Annotated in this window: 18 protein-coding genes; 9 read left to right on the top strand and 9 right to left on the bottom strand. The window is 42.0% G+C overall.

The features are described 5' to 3' along the window. Positions 1-12 precede the first annotated feature (12 nt). Positions 13-2,298 carry an amidase gene (locus ACGF63_RS03070; RefSeq protein WP_203448904.1) on the bottom strand — a complete coding sequence of 762 codons (2,286 nt, stop codon included), beginning with the start codon at positions 2,296-2,298 and terminating at the stop codon, positions 13-15. 806 nt (positions 2,299-3,104) lie between these two features. On the opposite strand from ACGF63_RS03070, the gene manX reads away from it, so the two are divergent. The 5 genes from manX to mntP all read left to right on the top strand — a co-directional run bounded on the left by manX (position 3,105) and on the right by mntP (position 7,287). Further along, positions 3,105-4,085, top strand: coding sequence for a PTS mannose transporter subunit IIAB (gene manX, locus ACGF63_RS03065; RefSeq protein WP_036849407.1), 981 nt, complete (start codon positions 3,105-3,107; stop codon positions 4,083-4,085). 58 nt (positions 4,086-4,143) lie between these two features. Further along, the gene (locus tag ACGF63_RS03060) at positions 4,144-4,944 is read left to right on the top strand and encodes a PTS mannose/fructose/sorbose transporter subunit IIC (protein ID WP_152961813.1); all 801 of its coding nucleotides are present in this window, start codon (positions 4,144-4,146) and stop codon (positions 4,942-4,944) included. A gap of 13 nt (positions 4,945-4,957) precedes the next feature. Next, on the top strand, positions 4,958-5,824 hold the full coding sequence (locus tag ACGF63_RS03055) for a PTS mannose transporter subunit IID (protein ID WP_036849404.1): 867 nt from the start codon (positions 4,958-4,960) through the stop codon (positions 5,822-5,824). A gap of 68 nt (positions 5,825-5,892) precedes the next feature. Beyond that, entirely contained in the window at positions 5,893-6,351 is a 459-nt protein-coding gene (locus ACGF63_RS03050; RefSeq protein ID WP_387628711.1) for a DUF986 family protein, read from the top strand. A gap of 354 nt (positions 6,352-6,705) precedes the next feature. Next, a complete protein-coding gene (gene mntP, locus ACGF63_RS03045; protein WP_132351744.1) occupies positions 6,706-7,287 on the top strand; it encodes a manganese efflux pump MntP in 582 nt (193 codons plus the stop codon). A gap of 57 nt (positions 7,288-7,344) precedes the next feature. Here the strand turns inward: mntP and rlmA are convergent, their stop codons facing one another. Continuing rightward, positions 7,345-8,163 carry a 23S rRNA (guanine(745)-N(1))-methyltransferase gene (gene rlmA, locus ACGF63_RS03040; protein ID WP_387628709.1) on the bottom strand — a complete coding sequence of 273 codons (819 nt, stop codon included), beginning with the start codon at positions 8,161-8,163 and terminating at the stop codon, positions 7,345-7,347. A gap of 280 nt (positions 8,164-8,443) precedes the next feature. Here rlmA and ACGF63_RS03035 point away from each other — a divergent pair, with 280 nt between their 5' ends. Continuing rightward, positions 8,444-8,695 carry a hypothetical protein gene (locus tag ACGF63_RS03035; RefSeq protein WP_387628707.1) on the top strand — a complete coding sequence of 84 codons (252 nt, stop codon included), beginning with the start codon at positions 8,444-8,446 and terminating at the stop codon, positions 8,693-8,695. Next, a complete protein-coding gene (locus ACGF63_RS03030; RefSeq protein WP_162524069.1) occupies positions 8,655-9,047 on the top strand; it encodes a DUF2335 domain-containing protein in 393 nt (130 codons plus the stop codon). The genes ACGF63_RS03035 and ACGF63_RS03030 overlap by 41 nt, the downstream gene beginning before the upstream one ends. A gap of 78 nt (positions 9,048-9,125) precedes the next feature. On the opposite strand, the gene ACGF63_RS03025 is transcribed toward ACGF63_RS03030, so the two are convergent. The 3 genes from ACGF63_RS03025 to ACGF63_RS03015 all read right to left on the bottom strand — a co-directional run bounded on the left by ACGF63_RS03025 (position 9,126) and on the right by ACGF63_RS03015 (position 10,231). Beyond that, positions 9,126-9,449, bottom strand: a complete 324-nt coding sequence (locus ACGF63_RS03025) for a CcdB family protein (RefSeq protein WP_132351750.1) — start codon at positions 9,447-9,449, stop codon at positions 9,126-9,128. Further along, entirely contained in the window at positions 9,449-9,697 is a 249-nt protein-coding gene (locus ACGF63_RS03020; protein ID WP_132351939.1) for a type II toxin-antitoxin system CcdA family antitoxin, read from the bottom strand. The genes ACGF63_RS03025 and ACGF63_RS03020 overlap by 1 nt, the downstream gene beginning before the upstream one ends. Positions 9,698-10,000: 303 nt before the next feature. Further along, entirely contained in the window at positions 10,001-10,231 is a 231-nt protein-coding gene (locus ACGF63_RS03015; RefSeq protein WP_152962268.1) for an addiction module antidote protein, read from the bottom strand. A gap of 198 nt (positions 10,232-10,429) precedes the next feature. Between ACGF63_RS03015 and ACGF63_RS03010 the strand changes: the two genes are divergently transcribed. Next, positions 10,430-10,708, top strand: coding sequence for a helix-turn-helix domain-containing protein (locus ACGF63_RS03010; RefSeq protein ID WP_387628703.1), 279 nt, complete (start codon positions 10,430-10,432; stop codon positions 10,706-10,708). Positions 10,709-10,855: 147 nt separating this feature from the next. On the opposite strand, the gene guaA is transcribed toward ACGF63_RS03010, so the two are convergent. Further along, positions 10,856-12,433, bottom strand: coding sequence for a glutamine-hydrolyzing GMP synthase (guaA, locus tag ACGF63_RS03005; RefSeq protein WP_152961807.1), 1,578 nt, complete (start codon positions 12,431-12,433; stop codon positions 10,856-10,858). 78 nt (positions 12,434-12,511) lie between these two features. After that, a complete protein-coding gene (gene guaB / locus ACGF63_RS03000; RefSeq protein ID WP_036849605.1) occupies positions 12,512-13,978 on the bottom strand; it encodes an IMP dehydrogenase in 1,467 nt (488 codons plus the stop codon). A 172-nt stretch (positions 13,979-14,150) separates the two neighbouring features. On the opposite strand from guaB, the gene xseA reads away from it, so the two are divergent. Continuing rightward, entirely contained in the window at positions 14,151-15,524 is a 1,374-nt protein-coding gene (xseA, locus tag ACGF63_RS02995) for an exodeoxyribonuclease VII large subunit (RefSeq protein ID WP_152961806.1), read from the top strand. A gap of 26 nt (positions 15,525-15,550) precedes the next feature. On the opposite strand, the gene ACGF63_RS02990 is transcribed toward xseA, so the two are convergent. Both ACGF63_RS02990 and ACGF63_RS02985 read right to left on the bottom strand, forming a co-directional pair. Continuing rightward, on the bottom strand, positions 15,551-17,839 hold the full coding sequence (locus ACGF63_RS02990; protein WP_036849604.1) for a TonB-dependent receptor domain-containing protein: 2,289 nt from the start codon (positions 17,837-17,839) through the stop codon (positions 15,551-15,553). Between the two features lie 128 nt (positions 17,840-17,967). Beyond that, the gene (locus tag ACGF63_RS02985; protein WP_387628777.1) at positions 17,968-20,025 is read right to left on the bottom strand and encodes a S9 family peptidase; all 2,058 of its coding nucleotides are present in this window, start codon (positions 20,023-20,025) and stop codon (positions 17,968-17,970) included. Positions 20,026-20,142: the final 117 nt, after the last annotated feature.

Genomic DNA, 20,142 nt, shown 5'->3' with positions numbered 1-20,142 from the left:
TTATCCGCCTGTTTAACCAATATGTTGTGGGGCGTCGCCAGGTATACACGCAGGTATGACTGCTGACGGACATACAGATGATGGCGTAGTCCAGTCGCCGATCTGTACTGCCGCTTTATTCTCGCTTACCGGCAACTTGATACTTTTCGTTGCCACGGCCGTATTACCATATTCGTCTTTAGAAATAACAACCACGAAAAGTGCTTTTGCAGCTAATGCTTTGATGTTGTAGTATTTTTTGGTGTCAACTTTCGCCTGCCAGTTAACCAAATCGCCATCAAATGGTATCTTTATCCCATTAACATAAACACGCGTTGTCGCAATTTTACTTATGTCCTTCGCCGTACCAGAAATTGTAAGCGTAGTACCAGCAAGAGATGCATTCAATACTAACGCCGGGGGCAGCTTATCTGTACGTTGCACCGGTGGTACTGTTTTTCCGTCTGAGTAGTCCAGTATTTCGTCGGCCAATGGGGGAACCCGGGTTGCTATGGTTCTGTTATTGGTGGCGAATTCATAAGCGTATGCGTACCGAAGAAGATCGTTGTCGCTGTAAGCTGGTCCAATGAATGTTAAGTTAACAGGAATACCCGTGTCCTTCATGGTCCCCATGCTCACTGAAACACTTGGGATGCCCAAGTGACGGAGAACATAGTTGGTGTTCGAGTAAAAGTTACCGTTCTGCAATGCTTCGTCGTACGAGACATCATTGACATCTGCGTTAGCTTTACCGATGTTGCCGTTTGCGGGAAAAACAATGAGATCAAGCTTCTCCGCCTTCATCCAGTTCTCAAGGTCTATCTTTCGCGTTTCTTCGAGGCCGCGGATCATAGTCGTAAAACCCGGTAGTTTCTCTATGGGCTGGACCCCAGCTTTGATTGTATCGATGAGCAATTTATAATCTGAATTTTGATTAAATCCGCGACACGCATCGACGGATCCTGGCGGGCTCGGAAATACTGTCGCCGGGTCGATATTAGTCCAAGAAGGGAAATTCGGGTCTCCTACACTCTTAAGGAACTCTTCCGCCACATAGGAATTTATGTAGTTAAACTCCAATTCCATCCAGTCGAGCGGAATAAGTCCGCGCTCTTCCATCGTTCTAGTACCTACACGGTCCCCCTCATAATTATTCTGGAGTGGGAAATCGATTTCAATCACGTCAGCACCAAGCGCACGAAGGTCTACAGCAGCCTTATCCCAAAGTTCAATGATAGACGGCCTGACGCGAACGGGATCACTTCCACCAAAATCTTTGCCAATGTACATCTTTGGAACGCCAACTCTTCGTCCCTTCAGCGAATTTGTGTCCCTGAGTTCAAGATAGGTTTTAGGGCGTGCTGAAGTCACAGCAGGTAGTTTGACAACCTTCTGATGACGCCAGAGGTCTCCCTCTGTGATCGGATCATCAACCACTACCACATCCAGGACTTGAAGCATATCCTCAACAGTACGTGTATGCGGGACAACCACATCACGTATAGGGTACAGAGGCCAATTGCCTCGGATTGAGATCAATCCACGTGAAGGAGTATAGGCCACCAGAGCATTATTAGACGCAGGTGAACGACCAGACGACACAGTTTCCTCCCCCATACCGAAGGCCGCAAAATTTGCAGCCGTTGCAGTCGCCGAACCGTTCGATGAACCGGAAGACCATGCGGCCGTAAGATAGTCGGCGTTGTAGGGACTTTCCGCACGACCATAAACACCTCGCTGCATGCCACCGGCTGCCATCGGAGGCATGTTTGTCTTTCCGATGAGTACTCCACCAGACTCCCGAATCTTTTTAACCATGAAAGCATCATCTTTTGCCATCAGCTTTTTGAAGGCGGGCGATCCCGCAGCTACGGTGAGACCAGCAACCATATAGCTATCCTTAACAGTGTAAGGGATCCCGTGAAGAGGTCCGAGTATAATGCCCTCAGACCGCAGACGGTCTGCCTCCGCAGCCTCCTCAAGCACGCTTGGATTTAAGACAGGAATGGAGTTCAGTTTTATACCATTGAGATCATAGGCATATACTCGGTTCAGGTACATTGTCGTCAATTCGACACTCGACAACGCACCAGCCTCCATCGCTTGCTGCATCTGTTTGATGGTTGCTTCTTGCAACGAAAAAACCCGCGTGTTGGATGCATCAGCAGTTGGCATGAATACCACGCTCATGAATAATGAGCCCATCACTACTAGTACGCTGTTGGATATGCTCCCGGTGAACTTCCTTAACCAGAACAACCATGCATGACATGTAATAGGTCGACCTGATTGAACGGCAGTTATACTTTCTAACTCCATAATTAACCTCCAATAATGGGTGAACGTAAGGATCCGTTAATTTTTTAATAGACAAATAAGTTATGTTTATTTTAATTTATATAACCATTAGTTAGCTTCTTTTGCTAAGGACACATACCTGAGAAAGCTCGGCTGGCACAATGTGCTGTATTTGCGTGCCAGATCCCAGTGTGAAAGGTAAAGCTTGTGATGTAACTGCATTTGAAATAATACATCACAGGCATTTTTAACCTGCGGTTACCCAGTCGGACCCCATTTACTGATGCCCATTTTTTCCATTTAGCCACGGTCTTGGGATTAATATGTTTAATGAAAGCAAAGTGCCGGGTAAAAAACCAGCACTTTGTCAATAATCTGATATCCCTACCTTGAGGTAGGGATATTTTTTAGCCAAAACCCACAATGATCACTTTTCGATCGAAAAAGATGAATATATTTTTAAATTTTAATTAATAAGATGTCACCGGAAACAGAATAAATAACCACAAATATTAGTATTTAAGATAATTATAAATTAATTTCACAATATTTAGCTTATTAAATTGTTTTGTGGTTAATATTTTCATCTATTTCATTTTTTCTGACTGACAGCAATTTTCCTCAGGTATTTCTGATGGTAATCTAGCAGCCTATTTTTTCAGTCAATAAGAGATAAAGTCTAAATCAAGTCAAATATTCAGGTATCACATTGATAAAAGGTTATTATTCGTACAAACATGCTTTTTATTGGAGGAATGATTCATCAAAATTATTGGAATAACTTTGTAATAATCCTACGTTTATATTGTTAACAGAGGGGAAAACAGGTGAGTATAGCCATTATGATTGGCACACATGGCGCTGCGGCAGAACAACTGCTTCGTACCGCAGAGATGTTAATCGGGGAACAGGAAAATGTTTCTTATATTGACTTCGTTCCTGGTGAAAATGCCGACACTTTATTTGAAAAATACAACAGTAAACTTGCAGCACTTAACACAGAACAAGGTGTGCTGTTCCTTGTTGATACATGGGGAGGAAGTCCATTCAATGCAGCTAACCGTATCGCTGTAGATAAAGAAAATTATGAGATCATCACCGGGGTTAACGTTCCGATGTTGGTTGAAACCTTTATGTGCCGGGATGACGGCCCATCTCTGACAGAACTGGTTTCTGTTGCTCTGGAAACAGGAAAAGAAGGTATTCGGGCCCTGAAAACGGAAGAGCCCCAAAAAGCCGAACCTGCTAAACCGGTAGCGCCTACTATACCTTCATCTACCCCCTCAGCGGGTGGTCATATGAAAATAGCCCTGGCCCGGATTGATGACCGTCTTATTCATGGTCAGGTTGCGACTCGTTGGACAAAAGAAACCAATGTCAAACGGATCATTGTCGTCAGTGATGAAGTTGCTGCCGATACTGTCCGCGCCACCCTGCTAAAACAGGTTGCTCCACCGGGACTCAGTGCTCACGTTGTTGACGTTGCCAAATGTGTTCGCGTTTATAACAACCCCAAATACGCTAACGAGCGTGTTATGTTGCTATTTACAAATCCAACAGATGTTTTACGTCTGGTCGAGGATGGTGTTGACATCACATCTATAAACATCGGTGGCATGGCATTCCGTCAGGGAAAAACTCAGATTAACAACGCGATATCCGTTGATGAAACCGATATTGCGGCCTTCAAAAAATTGGATGAACGTGGCATTGAGCTCGAAGCCCGTAAAGTTGCCAGTGACAGCCGTCTGCAAATGATGGATCTGCTCCAGAAGGTTAAAAACGAAAAACAAACCAGAGCAATTTAACTATTACTCAATGACAAAAATTTCTTACCAAATTTAATTTGGTTATAGGAGACAAACAATGGAAATTACCGTTGTTCAAATTGCATTGATATTCATCGTAGCTTGTATAGTCGGAATGGATTCCATTCTTGATGAATTTCAATTCCATCGCCCACTCGTGGCCTGTACCTTAATTGGGATCATTCTTGGTGATATGACAACCGGTATCATTATCGGCGGCACACTAGAAATGATTGCGCTTGGCTGGATGAATATCGGTGCTGCAATTGCCCCGGATGCTGCCTTAGCATCAATCATCTCAACTATTCTGGTCATTGCTGGTGGCCGTGATATCGGTGAAGGTATCGCCCTGGCTATTCCTCTGGCAGCCGCAGGACAAGTGCTGACCATCATTGTACGTACTATCACTGTTGCCTTCCAACATGCCGCTGACAAAGCAGCAGAACGTGGTAACCTTCGTGCAATCAGCTTTATCCATTTATCCGCATTACTGCTCCAGGCTATGCGTATCGCCATCCCGGCCCTGATTGTCGCATTATCTGTTGGCACCAATGAAGTCCAGCAATTACTCGCATCTATCCCTAAAGTAGTCACAGATGGCCTGAACATCGCGGGGGGTATGATCGTGGTTGTTGGTTACGCAATGGTCATCAATATGATGCGTGCCGGCTACCTGATGCCATTCTTCTACCTGGGCTTCGTTACAGCGGCATTCACTAACTTCAACCTGGTTGCATTAGGTGTTATTGGTATTGTTATGGCCGTACTGTACATCCAGTTAAGCCCCAAATATAACAAACCTCAGGTGGTAGCTGCCCCTGGACAAGCCAATAACCACCTTGATAACGAATTAGACTAAGAGGATGAGCAATATGTTAGATACAACAAAAACGACAGCTCAGACAGCAGACCAGAAGAAACTGACACCAAGTGACATCCGCGGTGTATTTCTCCGTTCTAATGTATTTCAGGGTTCATGGAACTTTGAACGTATGCAGGCTCTGGGTTTCTGTTTCTCTATGGTTCCGGCTCTTCGTCGCCTGTATCCGGAAAATACCGATGAGCGTAAACAAGCAATTAAACGCCACCTGGAATTCTTTAACACTCACCCTTACGTCGTTGCGCCTGTATTGGGTGTCACGATGGCAATGGAGGAACAGCGCGCTAACGGTGCTCCGATTGATGATGGTGCCATCAACGGTATCAAAGTTGGTTTGATGGGGCCACTGGCTGGTGTTGGTGACCCGATTTTCTGGGGCACAGTCCGGCCGGTGTTTGCTGCTCTGGGTGCAGGTCTCGCCATGAGTGGCAGCTGGCTTGGGCCTGTGCTGTTCTTCTTCTTGTTTAACCTGGTACGCCTGTTGGTTCTTTATTCAGGTATCTCTTATGGCTATAAGAAAGGGATTGATATCGTTCAGGATATGGGTGGTGGTTTCCTGCAAAAAATGACGGAAGGGGCGTCAATTCTTGGCCTGTTTGTCATGGGAGCGTTAGTGAATAAATGGACGAAAGTCAATATCCCGCTGGTTGTATCAGAAATTCCTAACCAGCAAACAGGTGAAAATACAATAACCACAGTTCAGAATATCCTCGATCAGTTGATGCCGGGCCTGGTCCCACTTTTACTGACATTTGCCTGTATGTGGCTATTACGGAATAAAGTCAATGCCCTGTGGATTATTATTGGCTTCTTTATTCTGGGGATTATTGGTGCCAGATTTGGTTTCCTCGGTCTATAATTAATCATTCGGGGAGGGAGCAATTCCTCCCCGCATTTTCTTTTTTACAGCAATACAGGGATTAAAGAATGAGCCTTAATGATATGGTATTAGTTGGTTTAATCGTATTCATGCTGGCTTTCGCTGTCTATGATGAATTTGTGGTTAATCTGCTAAAAGGGAAAACTTACTTACAAATAAAGCTAAAAAGAAAGCACAAAATTGATGCTCTCATCTTTATTATCCTGATACTTATTGTTGTTTATAATAACATCACGGCTTATGGCAGCCGTTTAACCACATATTTATTGTTATTTACTATCCTGGTGACTATTTATATTGCCTATATACGCTCACCTAAATTGTTATTTAAAAATAACGGTTTCTTCTATGCAAACACCTTTATCTCCTATGATCGGATAAAAACCATAAATTTATCTGAAGATGGTATCTTGGTTATTGGTTTAGAAAATAAGAAGTTATATATTTCAGTAAGCCAACTAGATGATTTGGAAAAGATTTATAAATTTCTCATCGAAAACAGATAGATAAATATTAATAATATATAAAAAAACAATAAACAGTCAGCCTAATGCTGACTTTTATTTTTACCACACAATAGATAATGATAATTATTATCGACATCACACCTCAAAAAGGGAAAATAATATTATTTTCCCTTTTTGAGTTATTGTGCTATCTTTTAAAGAGTCATGGGGAGTAGCCTGTTTCAGCGAAATAGCTTAGTCGATTTTTCTGAAAAGCTCGTATCAACACGCTCGTTTAAAAGTAAAACGTGGTGCGGGCAGCCTTATTTCGGTTGGCAAGACCATAGCATATAACACATCATTGGTTGGGGGTGGGTTATATGTATATGGAAACGCCCAACCGAGGTTATTTCAATGAATATGTACGCAACCCTTATCTTGGCTTTAGCACTTTCAATGGATGCCTTTGCTGCTGCAATTTGTAAAGGGGCCACACTACATAAACCACATTTTCGTGAGGCAATCCGTACTGGTTTGATATTTGGCTTGGCAGAAGCCTGTACCCCACTGATTGGCTGGTCTTTAGGGCTTTATACCAGCCAATATATTATGGAGTGGGATCACTGGATTGCTTTTACTCTATTATTTATTCTGGGCTGTAGAATGATGACAGAGAGTTTTAAAGTGAATCAGGAAAAAAAATGCGAATCACCCTGTCGCCACAACTCAATGGTACTAATAACAACAGCCATTGCTACCAGCCTGGATGCAATGGCAATCGGTATCGGGCTCGCTTTTCTTCAAGTCAATATTGTGCATACTGCTATAGCTATCGGTATGATGACAATGATTATGGCAACATTAGGAATGTTAATTGGCCGCTATATTGGCCCACTGCTGGGCAAACGTGCTGAGTTTATTGGTGGGATTATTCTGATTGCGATTGGTTTCAATATCTTATTTGAGCATCTCGAATTATTTATGTACGCGAAATAACCCCTTCAGCCCAAAATATTAACCTCTCAAGAATTGTATTTTGGGCTGAAATCCTGATTACCTAATGCGTTGATAAACCCGCAATATAAAATCAGTTTCGCATTCAAACAGCGCCTTATCTGCCAGTTCTTTTTTCACCGTTTCAGTGGCTCGCCAGGCAAATGGCGTCATCTGTAATAAATGACACGCTTGTATTCCATCTAATTTCATTGAATAAGATAATGACTCATTTGTTATCAATTCAAATTCTGCCAATTGTTCTGTCTTCGATGGATGAAGATGAATATTTTGGTAAATTAACTCCTTGAGCTGATACAGATGTCGAGGGCCAGGAGTCACTGTTAACACAATTCCTTGTGACTTAATTACCCTTGCCAATTCTTCTACTTTGCAAGGCGCATAAATCCGTAATACTCCAGCAAGCGATCTATCGGCAAAAGGTAAACGATGGCTTGACGCGACACAGAAACTGACAGAAGGATAGCGCTTAGCGCCATAACGAACAGCGATCTTAGCGACATCTAACCCATAGATGTTAAGATTACCGCCCTTATTTAGCCGCTCTTCAACCGCAGCGGTGTAATAACCTTCACCGCATCCGATATCCAGCAAGCTATCTGTATTTTCTGGCAGATACTTTTCCAGCAGTTCTAAAACCCGTTGTTGTAATGGTTGATAACATCCTAAATCCAAAAATGCCCTTCTTGATTGCATCATCTCCGGGCTATCTCCTGGTTCTTTGGATCTCTTATACTGAACAGGCATCAGATTGACATACCCTTCTTTAGCGCAATCAAACTGATGATTATTTTCACAGCGCCATTGCTGCCGGGTTAGCAATAAAGGTTGATGACATAAGGGGCATTGATAAGACATATGATTCCCAAAAAATAAGTAAAAATCAGCAGATACTATAGCATATTCTGATACCTTTCATCGTAAATCATACTACTTAATAGCTCTACATAAGCGATTAATCATTATTTTGAATGAAGTCACATTCCATTATTTTCAGCATTATTCTTGAGCCAGCTCGCAATATTTTTGTGGAATAAATATATTTATCAGGTATTATTTTCCAATCAGAAATCAAGAAAATACCAGTTATTAATAAATGATTTAACTAACATAAACAGCTAATAATACAGGTAATATAATGAACATTTTCATACAATATTTTAATAAATTAAGATCTATTTCACCAAAATTCGACATTATGCCGAATACAAACTATTTTGATCTTATTCCATCAAAGAGTGATGTTGATACTTTAGCAGATGATTTGGATAAAGTTCGAGCAGATTTTGCTGTTGTATTGAAGCAGTTTAATGATGAAGTTATATTATCTACAGGGAAAGAGACGATATATGACCAAAAGAATAAACAAAAAACACCCAAAAATAGATAAACAAATCTATCCAAGTGATATCAACCCATTATATTACCAATTTCCTGATTCGGAAATATTAACTATTTATGAACGATATACAAAGGGAGCCACTGATAGATTCTTAATCTTGATCGAGCAACAACAGAAGCATAGGCATGAAATGGAAAAAATTGCCTTAGAACAAACAATAAAACAAGGTATAAGAGGGCAAAATTGTGGGTTATTACTAACTTTTACCTCTCTATTTATTGCTTTAGTATTAGGATTAAATGGACATAATTGGTTAGCAAGCATTATCGGAAGCGGTACTGTAACAACGATTTTAATTATTTATGTTTTGAACAGAAATCCACAATCGTATATAAAATAAATCAAGTACCCCACAGATTTTATGCTCTCCGCACGAAGGGGTCTGACGGTTCTAGTTATCTTTCTTCTCTTTGCGGGTTCAGGTGTTCGTTATGATGGCATCAAGGGCTGAGATAATTTCATTTCTAGATGAGGCTACGTTGCATACAAAATCTGATTTGTTGATTTTTTTTGCATCCAGAAACGTTATTGCCGGTGTAAATATATAATAAGTGTTATTATTAATAACCACCTGAGGGGTGATTCTTTTCTGGTTGAGGCTAATGTCATTTTTAGATACCAGAGGAACAATAATCCTTGTTGTTAAATCATCAAAATAATCATTCTGGATAATAAGGTAAAACGGCCAAAGCCTGTTTGTTTTGGCCGATGGATTACGATACACATCAAATTGCTGCGGCATTACAGGCTCCCGAAAAATTCATCGTCTGTAAGCATTCCAGCTTTCGCCATGAATATGTTCATCGCCTGCATATCTTCTTTCTCTTTCTCTCTCTCATCCTTTTTAGCTTCTATAGCCTGCGCCAGAAGGATATCTAGCGTTGCTGAGAGATTCATGTCCATACTACGGGCTTTATCAACCAGTGAGGCCGTCAGGTACACGTTGGTGCTTCTTTTGGTGCTGTTACGGGGAGAGGTAACGGTATTCATGGTGTTTACTCCTATACGCAAAGGTATGCGCATAAGTATGATAGATGACGGAAAAATAATCAAGCATCCTGCTTCTTGAAAGAATTAGATGAAAGCATAAAAACCTTGGGGTACTTATTGCATTGCAGCAAAACAGTTAAAGAAGTTTCACCTAGCAACCTAAAGCGTCGCCAAACCAAAGGGTTGACATGGAGGAAAGCCACTTAACGGTATAAGTATTCATGGGTCATAGTCCGGTTTTATTAGACCATATATGGACGTCCCCGGTTGTGCAAGCAAACAACCCAAGTGCCCCAGACTTTTTTATGCTCTCCAAATAGTACCAAACTCAGGGTTGCCGTCACCAGATAACGCCCGGTATAAATTCTCACGAGACAGACCAGCATCTTTTGCCACCTGAGTCATACCACGCGCACGCGCAATAAAAGCAGGATCATCACCCGCTTCTTCAATACAGGCATTCAAATACGAGGCCATATCCGCTTCGGTTTTCAAGTATTCTGCTGAATCCCAACGGGTAAACTGTTCATTCATCATATTGTTCCTCCCAACTACGAGCTAATTGTAAAGCCAGTTTAACATCTTTACCTTGTCTGCTTTTATCGCCACCACGAAAACTCCAAACCTGATTTTCTTGATAATGTAGCTAATGAAGTTTCTTTTTTTCCTATTCTGGATATTCTTGCAGATGAGAGATACTCTATCTTGGAATTTTTTATTAAGGCAAAGCAAATGAGCTCGGTTTACTCAGAGGAATATCAGTACGTTATCCGAGTATTACGCGAAACACGCTTGGAAAAAGGTATTACGCAGGAAAAACTGGCGCGAGCATTCGGCCGTCCTCAATCATTTATTGCCAAAATTGAAAACGGTGAAAGAAGACTAGATGTCGTGGAGTTTGTATATATGGCCCGTTTGTTGTCACTAAATCCAGTCCAGATTTTAGACAAAATAAAGCTGAAAAAACCAAGTCTAAAAAGTAAGACCTCTCTGACACCACGTTGCTCATGAGCTAAAGCCTTTTCAATCCAATCTAAATTATATCCAGCGGATGGATACAGTTCGAGCTCGGTAGATATCATCAATAAAAACACCAAAAAACTCTTTGGTTTTATTGGTGTTTTTAAGCTTCAGCGAATGTCTATAGACTCTGTGGGCTTATTCCCACTCAATCGTCGCAGGCGGTTTACCGCTGACATCATACACAACTCTTGAAATTCCATTGACTTCATTGATGATCCGGTTAGAAACCCGGCCAAGGAAATCATAAGGTAAATGCGCCCAATGTGCGGTCATGAAATCGACTGTTTCTACTGCACGTAAAGAGACAACCCAGTCATATTTACGGCCATCCCCCATAACACCCACAGATCGAACGGGTAGGAATACAGTAAATGCCTGGCTTACCTTATTGTACAAATCAGCTTTGTGCAATTCTTCAATAAAGATAGCATCCGCACAACGCAGCAGATCACAGTACTCTTTCTTCACTTCACCCAGGACACGAACACCCAGACCAGGACCAGGGAATGGATGGCGGTTCAGCATGTCATAAGGCAATCCTAGCTCCAGGCCAATCTTGCGAACTTCATCTTTGAACAACTCTTTCAGAGGTTCCACCAGACCCAGTTTCATCTCTTCCGGCAAACCACCTACGTTATGGTGAGATTTGATGACGTGTGCTTTACCTGTCGCAGAGGCCGCTGATTCAATCACATCCGGGTAAATAGTGCCCTGTGCCAACCATTTAACCTGAGTCTGTTTACTTGCCTCTTGATCAAACACTTCAATAAACACACGGCCAATGGTTTTGCGTTTTTCTTCCGGATCATTGATGCCAGCCAATGCAGTAAGGAAGCGATCTTCTGCGGGAACATGGACGATATTCAGCCCAAATTTACCAGCAAACATTTCCATCACTTGATCGGCTTCATTCAAACGCAGTAAACCGTTATCGACAAATACACAAGTCAAGCGTTTACCAATTGCACGATGCAGTAATAACGCGGTAACAGAGGAATCAACACCACCGGACAATCCCAAAATAACATGATCGTCACCAATCTGTTCACGCAGACGTATAACCGCATCTTCAATAATAGAAGCTGGAGTCCACAGAGCTTCACATTGGCAAATATCCAATACAAAACGTTCCAGTATGCGTTGCCCTTGATGGGTATGGGTGACTTCCGGATGGAACTGTACACCATAAAAACGTTTTTCTTCATTCGCGATAATGGCAAACGGGCAGGTATCAGTGCTGGCAATAGTGATAAAATCCGCCGGGATTGCAGTGACTTTATCACCATGACTCATCCATACATCCAGTAACGGTTTACCCTGCTCATTCAACGAATCCTGGATACCACGAAGCAATGCACTTTCCGCTTTAATTTCAACCTGAGCATAACCAAATTCACGTTCAGTAGAACTTTCTACCTGACCACCGCATTGCATCGACATAGTTTGCATGCCATAGCAGACACCCAGTACAGGAATATTGGCATCAAAAACATATTCAGGTGCACGCGGACTTCCCTGCTCTGTAGTACTTTCCGGGCCACCAGAAAGAATAATACCGCTTGGGTTAAATTCGCGGATTTGTTCTTCCGTTACATCCCATGCCCAAAGTTCACAGTAAACTCCGATTTCACGGATCCGGCGAGCAATCAACTGAGTATATTGCGAACCAAAATCAAGGATAAGAATACGGTGCTGATGGATATTTGTTGTCATGTGCGGCGAATTCCAAAAAACAAGTGAATAAGAACTAAGAAGATAGGTGGCTCCTACAGGAGCCACAATAAATATGAATTACAGACCTAACCGGTAGTTTGGCGACTCTTTGGTAATGGTAACATCGTGAACGTGGCTTTCCTGAATACCCGCACCACTAATGCGAACAAATTCGGCTTTGGTTCTCAATTCATCAATAGTTGCACAGCCGGTCAGCCCCATACAGGAACGCAGGCCTCCCATTTGCTGATGGATAATGTTTTTCAGCAACCCCTTATAGGCAACACGCCCCTCAATGCCTTCCGGTACCAGTTTGTCTGCGGCATTATCAGTTTGGAAATAGCGATCGGAAGAACCTTTAGACATCGCGCCCAGAGAACCCATCCCACGATAAGATTTAAATGAACGCCCCTGGAACAGTTCAATTTCTCCTGGGGATTCTTCCGTTCCTGCCAACATGGAACCGACCATGACACAGGAGGCCCCTGCGGCAATCGCTTTTGCAATATCACCGGAGAAACGAATACCACCATCAGCAATAACCGGAATACCTGTGCCTTCCAGCGCTTCAACTGCATCAGAAATAGCGGTAATTTGCGGCACACCGACACCCGTCACAATACGGGTAGTACAGATAGAACCAGGGCCAATTCCGACTTTAACCGCATTGACTCCAGCCGCTACCAACGCTTTTGCACCTTCTCCCGTCGCCACGTTACCGCCAATAATCTGTAGATTTGGGTATTTAGCGCGGGTTTCACGAATACGCAGCAATACACCTTCAGAATGACCGTGTGATGAATCAATCAGCAGAACATCAATACCCGCGGCAACCAACGCATCAACGCGCTCTTCATTACCGGCACCCGCACCAACTGCGGCCCCAACGCGTAAACGTCCATGCTTATCCTTACAGGCATTAGGTTTACGTTCCGCTTTCTGGAAATCCTTAACCGTGATCATGCCAAGCAGGTGAAAGTCTTCATCAACCACCAGCGCTTTCTCAACTCGTTTTTCGTGCATTTTCTGCAACACAACATCACGGGCTTCACCTTCTTTTACCGTTACCAGACGCTCTTTGGGTGTCATTACCGCAGTAACCGGCTGATCCAGATCGGTAACGAAACGTACGTCACGACCCGTAATAATACCAACCAACTCATTTCCTTCGGTTACAACAGGATAGCCAGCAAAACCATTACGCTCTGTCAGTGCCTGAACTTCACGCAGCGTTGTCTTAGGAGCCACCGTGACGGGATTTGTCACAACACCGCTCTCATGTTTTTTCACCCGGCTAACTTCTTCTGCCTGGCGCTCAATAGACATATTTTTATGAATAAAACCAATTCCGCCTTCCTGAGCCAGCGCAATAGCCAAGCCTGATTCAGTTACGGTATCCATCGCCGCAGACAGCATAGGAACATTCAGACGAATAGTGGAAGTCAGTCGAGTAGACAGATCAGCAGTGTTAGGCAGAACAGAAGAGTGGGCAGGAATTAACAAAACATCGTCAAAGGTTAAAGCTTCTTTTTTAATTCGTAACATAAGCAATATCTCACCAGGCTGCGGACAATTTAAGGAATAAAATATTGCCGCGGCATTATACAGAACGTAATCGGTTGCCTCCAGCATTTTATTAAAAAATTTCTTGCTTACTTCATAACGAACGTTAGTATCGGTGAATTAAACCCTTGTTTTGGAATTTGATCTGGCTCACATGTCACTACCTTCTAACACTGGAATTTTTTCTGTCAGTCGCCTCAATCAGACTGTCCGTCAACTGCTCGAAATGGAAATGGGCAGAATTTGGCTAAGTGCTGAAATATCGAATTTTTCTCAACCCTCCTCCGGCCACTGGTATTTCACCCTGAAAGATGAACGTGCTCAGGTGCGGGCCGCCATGTTTCGCAGTAGTAATCAACGGGTGACATTCAAGCCACAAAATGGTCAGCAGGTTTTAGTTCGCGCGGCAATTACGCTTTATGAACCCAGGGGGGACTATCAGCTTATTGTTGAAAGTATGCAACCCGCCGGTGATGGCCTGTTACAGCAACAGTTTGAATTATTGAAACAGAAACTCAGTGACGAAGGATTATTTGCTCAGAGTCATAAGAAACCCCTTCCCTCTCCGGCTCAACAGCTTGGGGTGATTACATCCGCCAGTGGTGCCGCCCTGCATGATATTCTGAATATTTTGCAACGCCGTGATCCCTCATTGCCAATCGTCATTTATCCAACAGCCGTTCAAGGAACCGAAGCACCACTACAGATTATTCGGGCGATCGAATTAGCTAATGAAAGGCAGGAATGTGATGTATTGATCGTCGGGCGCGGTGGTGGTTCGTTGGAAGATTTATGGAGTTTCAATGATGAACGTGTCGCCAGAGCAATTTTTCACAGTGATATTCCGATAGTCAGTGCAGTAGGCCATGAAACGGATGTTACCATTGCTGATTTCGTGGCAGATTTGCGGGCCTCGACACCATCAGCAGCCGCTGAATTGGTCAGCCGTAATCAGCTCGAATTGTTACGTCAAATCCAGTCACAACAACAGCGATTGGAAATGGCAATGGATTACTTCTTTGCACAGAAACAGCAGGTTTTCAGCCTGTTATCTCACCGTTTACAGCAGCAGCACCCTCATTTACGGTTGGCGCGTCAGCAAAACTTACTGGTCAGTTTACGCCAACGGCTCACTGACAGCTTGCAACGACATTTGCGACAAAGCGATCTGGCTTATGAGAAATTGCAACAACGGCTCTGGTATTCAGAACCCAGTCAGCAGATCCGTCAGTATAGCCAACAGGTTCAGCAACAATATTTTCGGCTAAGACAAACAATCGAACGACAAATCAGCCGTTCCAGAGAAAAATTTGCTGTCTCCTGTTCACGAATGGAAGCCGTCAGCCCACTGGCAACACTGGCCCGTGGTTACAGCATCAGCGAAGCCCCTGATGGAAAATTACTGAAACAAACCAAACAAGTCCATGTTGGTGATACTTTGAGAACCCGGTTACAAGATGGATGGATTGAGAGTGAAGTGATTAAAATTAAGAAAGAACGTAAAAAACGATCAGCAAGTCAGAAATAGTGGCATTCCTTGCCACTTATTTTATATCAGAAACGGATTTCTGCTCCTGCAATATAAGTCCGGCCTCGGGCGGTTTGATCAACTAAAGTTAGCTCATCGATAACTGGAGCAGAACTTAAGCGATTAAGTGCTTCAGAATAGTTTCTGTTTGTCAAGTTTTGTACTGAGAATTTCAGCAACACATTTTTATTTATCCGATAATCACTATAAAGATCGAACACAGTTGGGATTTTTTGCTCTTTTTGCATCAATGTTCGCCCATCAGCATCCTGATTATATGGGTCTCTATCCATCTTATAGGAATCCCCCGTATATTTAACTATTGCCCCGATACTAAGTTTTTCGTCCAATAAGCGGATCCCTGTATCCAAGGTCATAAAATTTTTAGGTAATTCCGAAACAGGATCTGCACCAAAAATCGCGGTAGAAATAGACGTTGGTTGGTGTGTTTTTTGCTGGCTATAAGACAGCTTACTGTAAAATATACCGGCATCATAATCAGCAGAAACTTCATAGCCACGCATTATTACCGGGGTTATGCTATTGCTATAGATATACATATTAAAGTTAACATCAACATATTTCCAATCTTCTTTTGTCAATGTTGAATATTTGCATTTCCTACCGTTTTTGCACAAAGTATATGATTCATTATTGATGTAATTTTTAATTTTAGTGTGATACCAAACAGCTTTCAGACGGAAAATATCTCCTTTCACCAACAGATCAGGACGGAAACTGTTAAAACCGATTTGATAAGTGTCCGATTTTTCCCCTTTCAGGAATGGGTTAATGGATGCACCGCCTTCATTTCCATAGAAAACTTCTTGCACATTTGGCGCTCTCATTGAACGGGTATAACTGACAAAAGGCTCGAATTCAGGAATGATCTCCGCTGACAGCAAAATACCCGGATTAAACCCATTCTCTTTCAAATTCAATTCGGTTTCGCCTTGAGGAAAACAGTTAACTCGTAACTCACAAGCCGGTTTATGGCCTTTTACATTATAATCCATATAGTTAAGATTAATATTAGCTTGGTAAATACCCCGACTAATCTTCAACCCACTATAAATACTGGCAATATCCTGTTTACCTTTTGGTGCGAAAACATTATTCTCTTTTGCATCGTGATCTATTTTTTCATTTGCTTTAGCTTCTTCCTCATTATTACCTTTATTACCTGTGTATTTAGTATCAGTTGTCTTACTATATTCAGTTTTCATCAGTTTGCTACCGAATATCAATTCAAAATCTATATCTCCATAATTGAAACGACTGGTATTACTGATATTAACGGCATTTGATTTGTTTTTAGTTTTACTATTTGACAAGATAAGAAGTGCGTTACTTTCATAGTTCTGATTGCTTTCACTGGAACTAACCAATAATTTCATATCAACCCATTCACTGAATGGTTTATAATTATACTTAAAATAAATATCCTCATTATCAATATGGCGACGGGTAAATTTATTGTGATAAAAACGACTACTCAGTTCCATATCATGAAAATCATTTGGCTTAATATTTAACTTCATTAATTGCGAATTGGGTTTCTGTTTAAAAGATTCATCCGTAGCAAATTCATCACTTAATATTCCATCACCGTTTTTATAATTAGCATCAATAGAATGCCCACTGGCGGCCAACATAGCACCGATTGACCCTTCAGAACTAAAAGCCTGGGTTTTACCAGCAATGGCTATCATTCCGCTACGACCAATGCCATTATCTCCATAGGTCATTTTTGTACGAGTTCCCAGTGTATTGCCACTGAATATCACATCATCAATACCAATTGTACGGAAATTAGCACTGCCCGCTAATGCGTTGACACTATCAGAGCCATCAGATTGGCCTCGGCTAATATCCATCCCCACAATAAAGTTAGGATCAATTAATGTACCGAACTGGTTATTATTACTATTACCATGTATTACGCTGGTAGGCGCTGAACCATAAAAACTTTGGCTAACACCATCAACCATCATATTCACTCGCCCAAAGCCACTTAGTCCGCGAATATTCACACTCACCGTTCCCTGCCCCGGATCTATTTGAGTATAGGTTCCTGGCATACTGCGTAATAGACTATCTATTGACTGAAGTTTAGTATCTTCACCTTTAGAACTGTAAGAACCGGGTTTTTCCATTGCCCGCACTTCAGCATTATCCTGTGAACCTGAAACCTTAAGGCTACTGAATTTCAGCACCTTATCTGATTTCCCCTCTTGCTTTTCCTCACCATACGCAAGTCCTTGAAGCCCAATAAAAACAACGCTGGCCCCTGCTATTTTTGTCATTATTTTCATTTCAATCATCCCAATTGCATACAAATAAATATTTGCTTACATCCCGTTTTCAAAAAAACAATAGAAATATTTAGCACTGATAAATAATTATCAGTGCTTTTAATAGAAACTTATATTTATAATTTATTTCAGTTATCTTTTAATTGTGGAAAATACTTGTTAGCATCATCCAGCATCAGAATAAAACTGTAATCCAGTGCAGTATCTTTCAGTCGGTTAAAGCGGCCTGATTTACCACCATGCCCGGCACTCATATTGGTTTCCAATAATAAAATAGAGTCGCCTTTTTTCATATCCCGTAATTTTGCTACCCATTTAGTCGGTTCCCAATATTGAACCTGTGAATCATGAAATCCACTCGTGATTAATAAGTTTGGATAGCGCTGATGCTTTATATTGTCATACGGGCTATATGATTTAATCCGAAGATAATCTTCTTTATTTTCCGGGTTACCCCACTCTTCATATTCTCCTACTGTCAATGGAATAGAAGGATCAAGCATGGTGGTAACCGCATCAACAAATGGCACCTGAGCAACCACACCACGATATAATTCCGGAGCCTGATTAATCACCGTCCCCATCAGCAAACCACCGGCACTGCCTCCCATAGCATAAACCCGTTTGCTGTCGCCATATTCCTGAGCAATCAGCGCTTTGGTCACATCAATAAAGTCAGTAAAACTATTCATTTTATTTTCGACTTTACCTTGCAAATACCATTTTTTACCCAATTCACCGCCACCACGCACATGGACCAGCGCGTAAACAAAACCCCGATCTAATAAACTCAATCGTGGTGAACTGAATGAAGGGTCCATACTGATACCATAAGCCCCATAACCATATATCAGAATCGGGTTCTGGCCTTTTTTGAACAGTGACTTACGATAAACTAAAGAAACAGGAACTTCCACGCCATCACGGGCTTTCACCCAAATACGCTGACTCTCATAATGATGTTTATCGAAGCCTTTAACTTCCTGCTGTTTAAGTAATTCCCGCTCACCGGTTTTCATATTCCACTGGAATGTTGAGCTTGGTGTTGTCATGGATGAATAACCATAACGCACAACATCGGTATCAGGTTCAGGGTTGTAATCAATCCATGCCATATAACTTGGATCATCAAACTTAATCTGTTTTTCCTGATCGGTTTCCCAATTAATCTGACGAATTGTCGGCAATCCTTTCGTTCGCTCCTGAACGACCAACCCGTTATTAAACAGTGCAAAATCTTCAAGATCCGTCTCCTGTTGCGGAGCAATCACTGTTTTCCACGGCGTATTTATGGCATCAGTTTGATAAAGCCCATAAGTTTCGCTTTCATGATTTGAGCGAATGTAAAAATGGCCACGGAAATGGTCAATATAATATTCCCGGCCTTCCTGACGAGGAGAAAATACCTGGAGCTCAGCTTGTGGTTTATTCGCGTCAATCAGCAAATATTCAGAAGTCGAATTACTGATTACCGACAACATAATATAATCACGGGAGGAGCTTTTCTCTATATCTAAATAAAAACGCTCATCTTCTTCCTGATATATTTTCTGGTCTTCGGTGGTATCTGTACCATATTGGTGACGAAATACCTGATATGGTAATAAAGTCTGTAAATGCCTGCGCACATAAAACAGTGTATTGCTGTCATTTGCCCAAACAATGTTGCCGGAAGTATTTTCTATTACACCATTATTCCACTGGTTATCAGCAATATTTTTAAAAGAGATCTGATAATTACGACGCCCTTGGGTATCCTCAGCAATTGCAATACGTTTATTATCCAGAGAGATAGCAAAATGACCCAGTTGATAATATTCGTGACCTTTAGCTCTTTCATTACCATCAACCAGAACCTGCCAATCTGATGAACCATCAACAGGTTTACGCTGATAAATCGGGAAATCTTTTCCAGCTTCATAGACGGTACGATAAATATACCCGTTATAAGTATAAGGTACAGACTGATCATCCTGTTTCATCCTGCCGACCATTTCTTCGTATAATGTATCCCGCAATGGCTCTCCGGGTTTCAGCATCTGTTCGGTGTATTTATTTTCGGCTGTCAGATAATCAATGATTTTTTGATCCTGACGATTATCATCCCGCATCCAGTAATAGTCATCTGTACGGGTATCACCGTGAATCGTCATCTGATGTGGTTGTTTCATGGCCTTTGGTGGCATAATTTCTCCTTCTGCGGCGGCAGAATTCAACCAGCCGCTCAATAAAAACGTTAATAACAGCCCTCTAGTTTTCAGGGCAAACCGCGCTTGCTGCCTTAACATACTGCTGTCCTTAAA

Origin of the sequence: Photorhabdus sp. RM322S (assembly GCF_042879395.1) — a bacterium.
Classification (GTDB): Bacteria; Pseudomonadota; Gammaproteobacteria; order Enterobacterales; family Enterobacteriaceae; genus Photorhabdus; species Photorhabdus khanii.
Note: the sequence above shows the minus strand (reverse complement) of the source record. Positions and strands in the feature narration are given on the sequence as shown.

What these genes read in the sequence shown, in the direction of transcription:
- ACGF63_RS03055 (WP_036849404.1), top strand. Translation starts at nt 4,958, where the DNA reads ATGTTAGATACAACAAAAACGACAGCTCAGACAGCAGACCAGAAGAAA.
- ACGF63_RS03050 (WP_387628711.1), top strand. Translation starts at nt 5,893, where the DNA reads ATGAGCCTTAATGATATGGTATTAGTTGGTTTAATCGTATTCATGCTG.
- rlmA (WP_387628709.1), bottom strand. Translation starts at nt 8,163, where the DNA reads ATGTCTTATCAATGCCCCTTATGTCATCAACCTTTATTGCTAACCCGG.
- ACGF63_RS03060 (WP_152961813.1), top strand. Translation starts at nt 4,144, where the DNA reads ATGGAAATTACCGTTGTTCAAATTGCATTGATATTCATCGTAGCTTGT.
- ACGF63_RS03015 (WP_152962268.1), bottom strand. Translation starts at nt 10,231, where the DNA reads ATGAATGAACAGTTTACCCGTTGGGATTCAGCAGAATACTTGAAAACC.
- ACGF63_RS03020 (WP_132351939.1), bottom strand. Translation starts at nt 9,697, where the DNA reads ATGAATACCGTTACCTCTCCCCGTAACAGCACCAAAAGAAGCACCAAC.
- ACGF63_RS03030 (WP_162524069.1), top strand. Translation starts at nt 8,655, where the DNA reads ATGACCAAAAGAATAAACAAAAAACACCCAAAAATAGATAAACAAATC.
- guaA (WP_152961807.1), bottom strand. Translation starts at nt 12,433, where the DNA reads ATGACAACAAATATCCATCAGCACCGTATTCTTATCCTTGATTTTGGT.
- ACGF63_RS03070 (WP_203448904.1), bottom strand. Translation starts at nt 2,298, where the DNA reads ATGGAGTTAGAAAGTATAACTGCCGTTCAATCAGGTCGACCTATTACA.
- ACGF63_RS03035 (WP_387628707.1), top strand. Translation starts at nt 8,444, where the DNA reads ATGAACATTTTCATACAATATTTTAATAAATTAAGATCTATTTCACCA.
- ACGF63_RS02985 (WP_387628777.1), bottom strand. Translation starts at nt 20,025, where the DNA reads ATGCCACCAAAGGCCATGAAACAACCACATCAGATGACGATTCACGGT.
- ACGF63_RS03010 (WP_387628703.1), top strand. Translation starts at nt 10,430, where the DNA reads ATGAGCTCGGTTTACTCAGAGGAATATCAGTACGTTATCCGAGTATTA.
- ACGF63_RS03025 (WP_132351750.1), bottom strand. Translation starts at nt 9,449, where the DNA reads ATGCCGCAGCAATTTGATGTGTATCGTAATCCATCGGCCAAAACAAAC.
- ACGF63_RS02990 (WP_036849604.1), bottom strand. Translation starts at nt 17,839, where the DNA reads ATGAAAATAATGACAAAAATAGCAGGGGCCAGCGTTGTTTTTATTGGG.
- xseA (WP_152961806.1), top strand. Translation starts at nt 14,151, where the DNA reads ATGTCACTACCTTCTAACACTGGAATTTTTTCTGTCAGTCGCCTCAAT.
- mntP (WP_132351744.1), top strand. Translation starts at nt 6,706, where the DNA reads ATGAATATGTACGCAACCCTTATCTTGGCTTTAGCACTTTCAATGGAT.
- guaB (WP_036849605.1), bottom strand. Translation starts at nt 13,978, where the DNA reads ATGTTACGAATTAAAAAAGAAGCTTTAACCTTTGACGATGTTTTGTTA.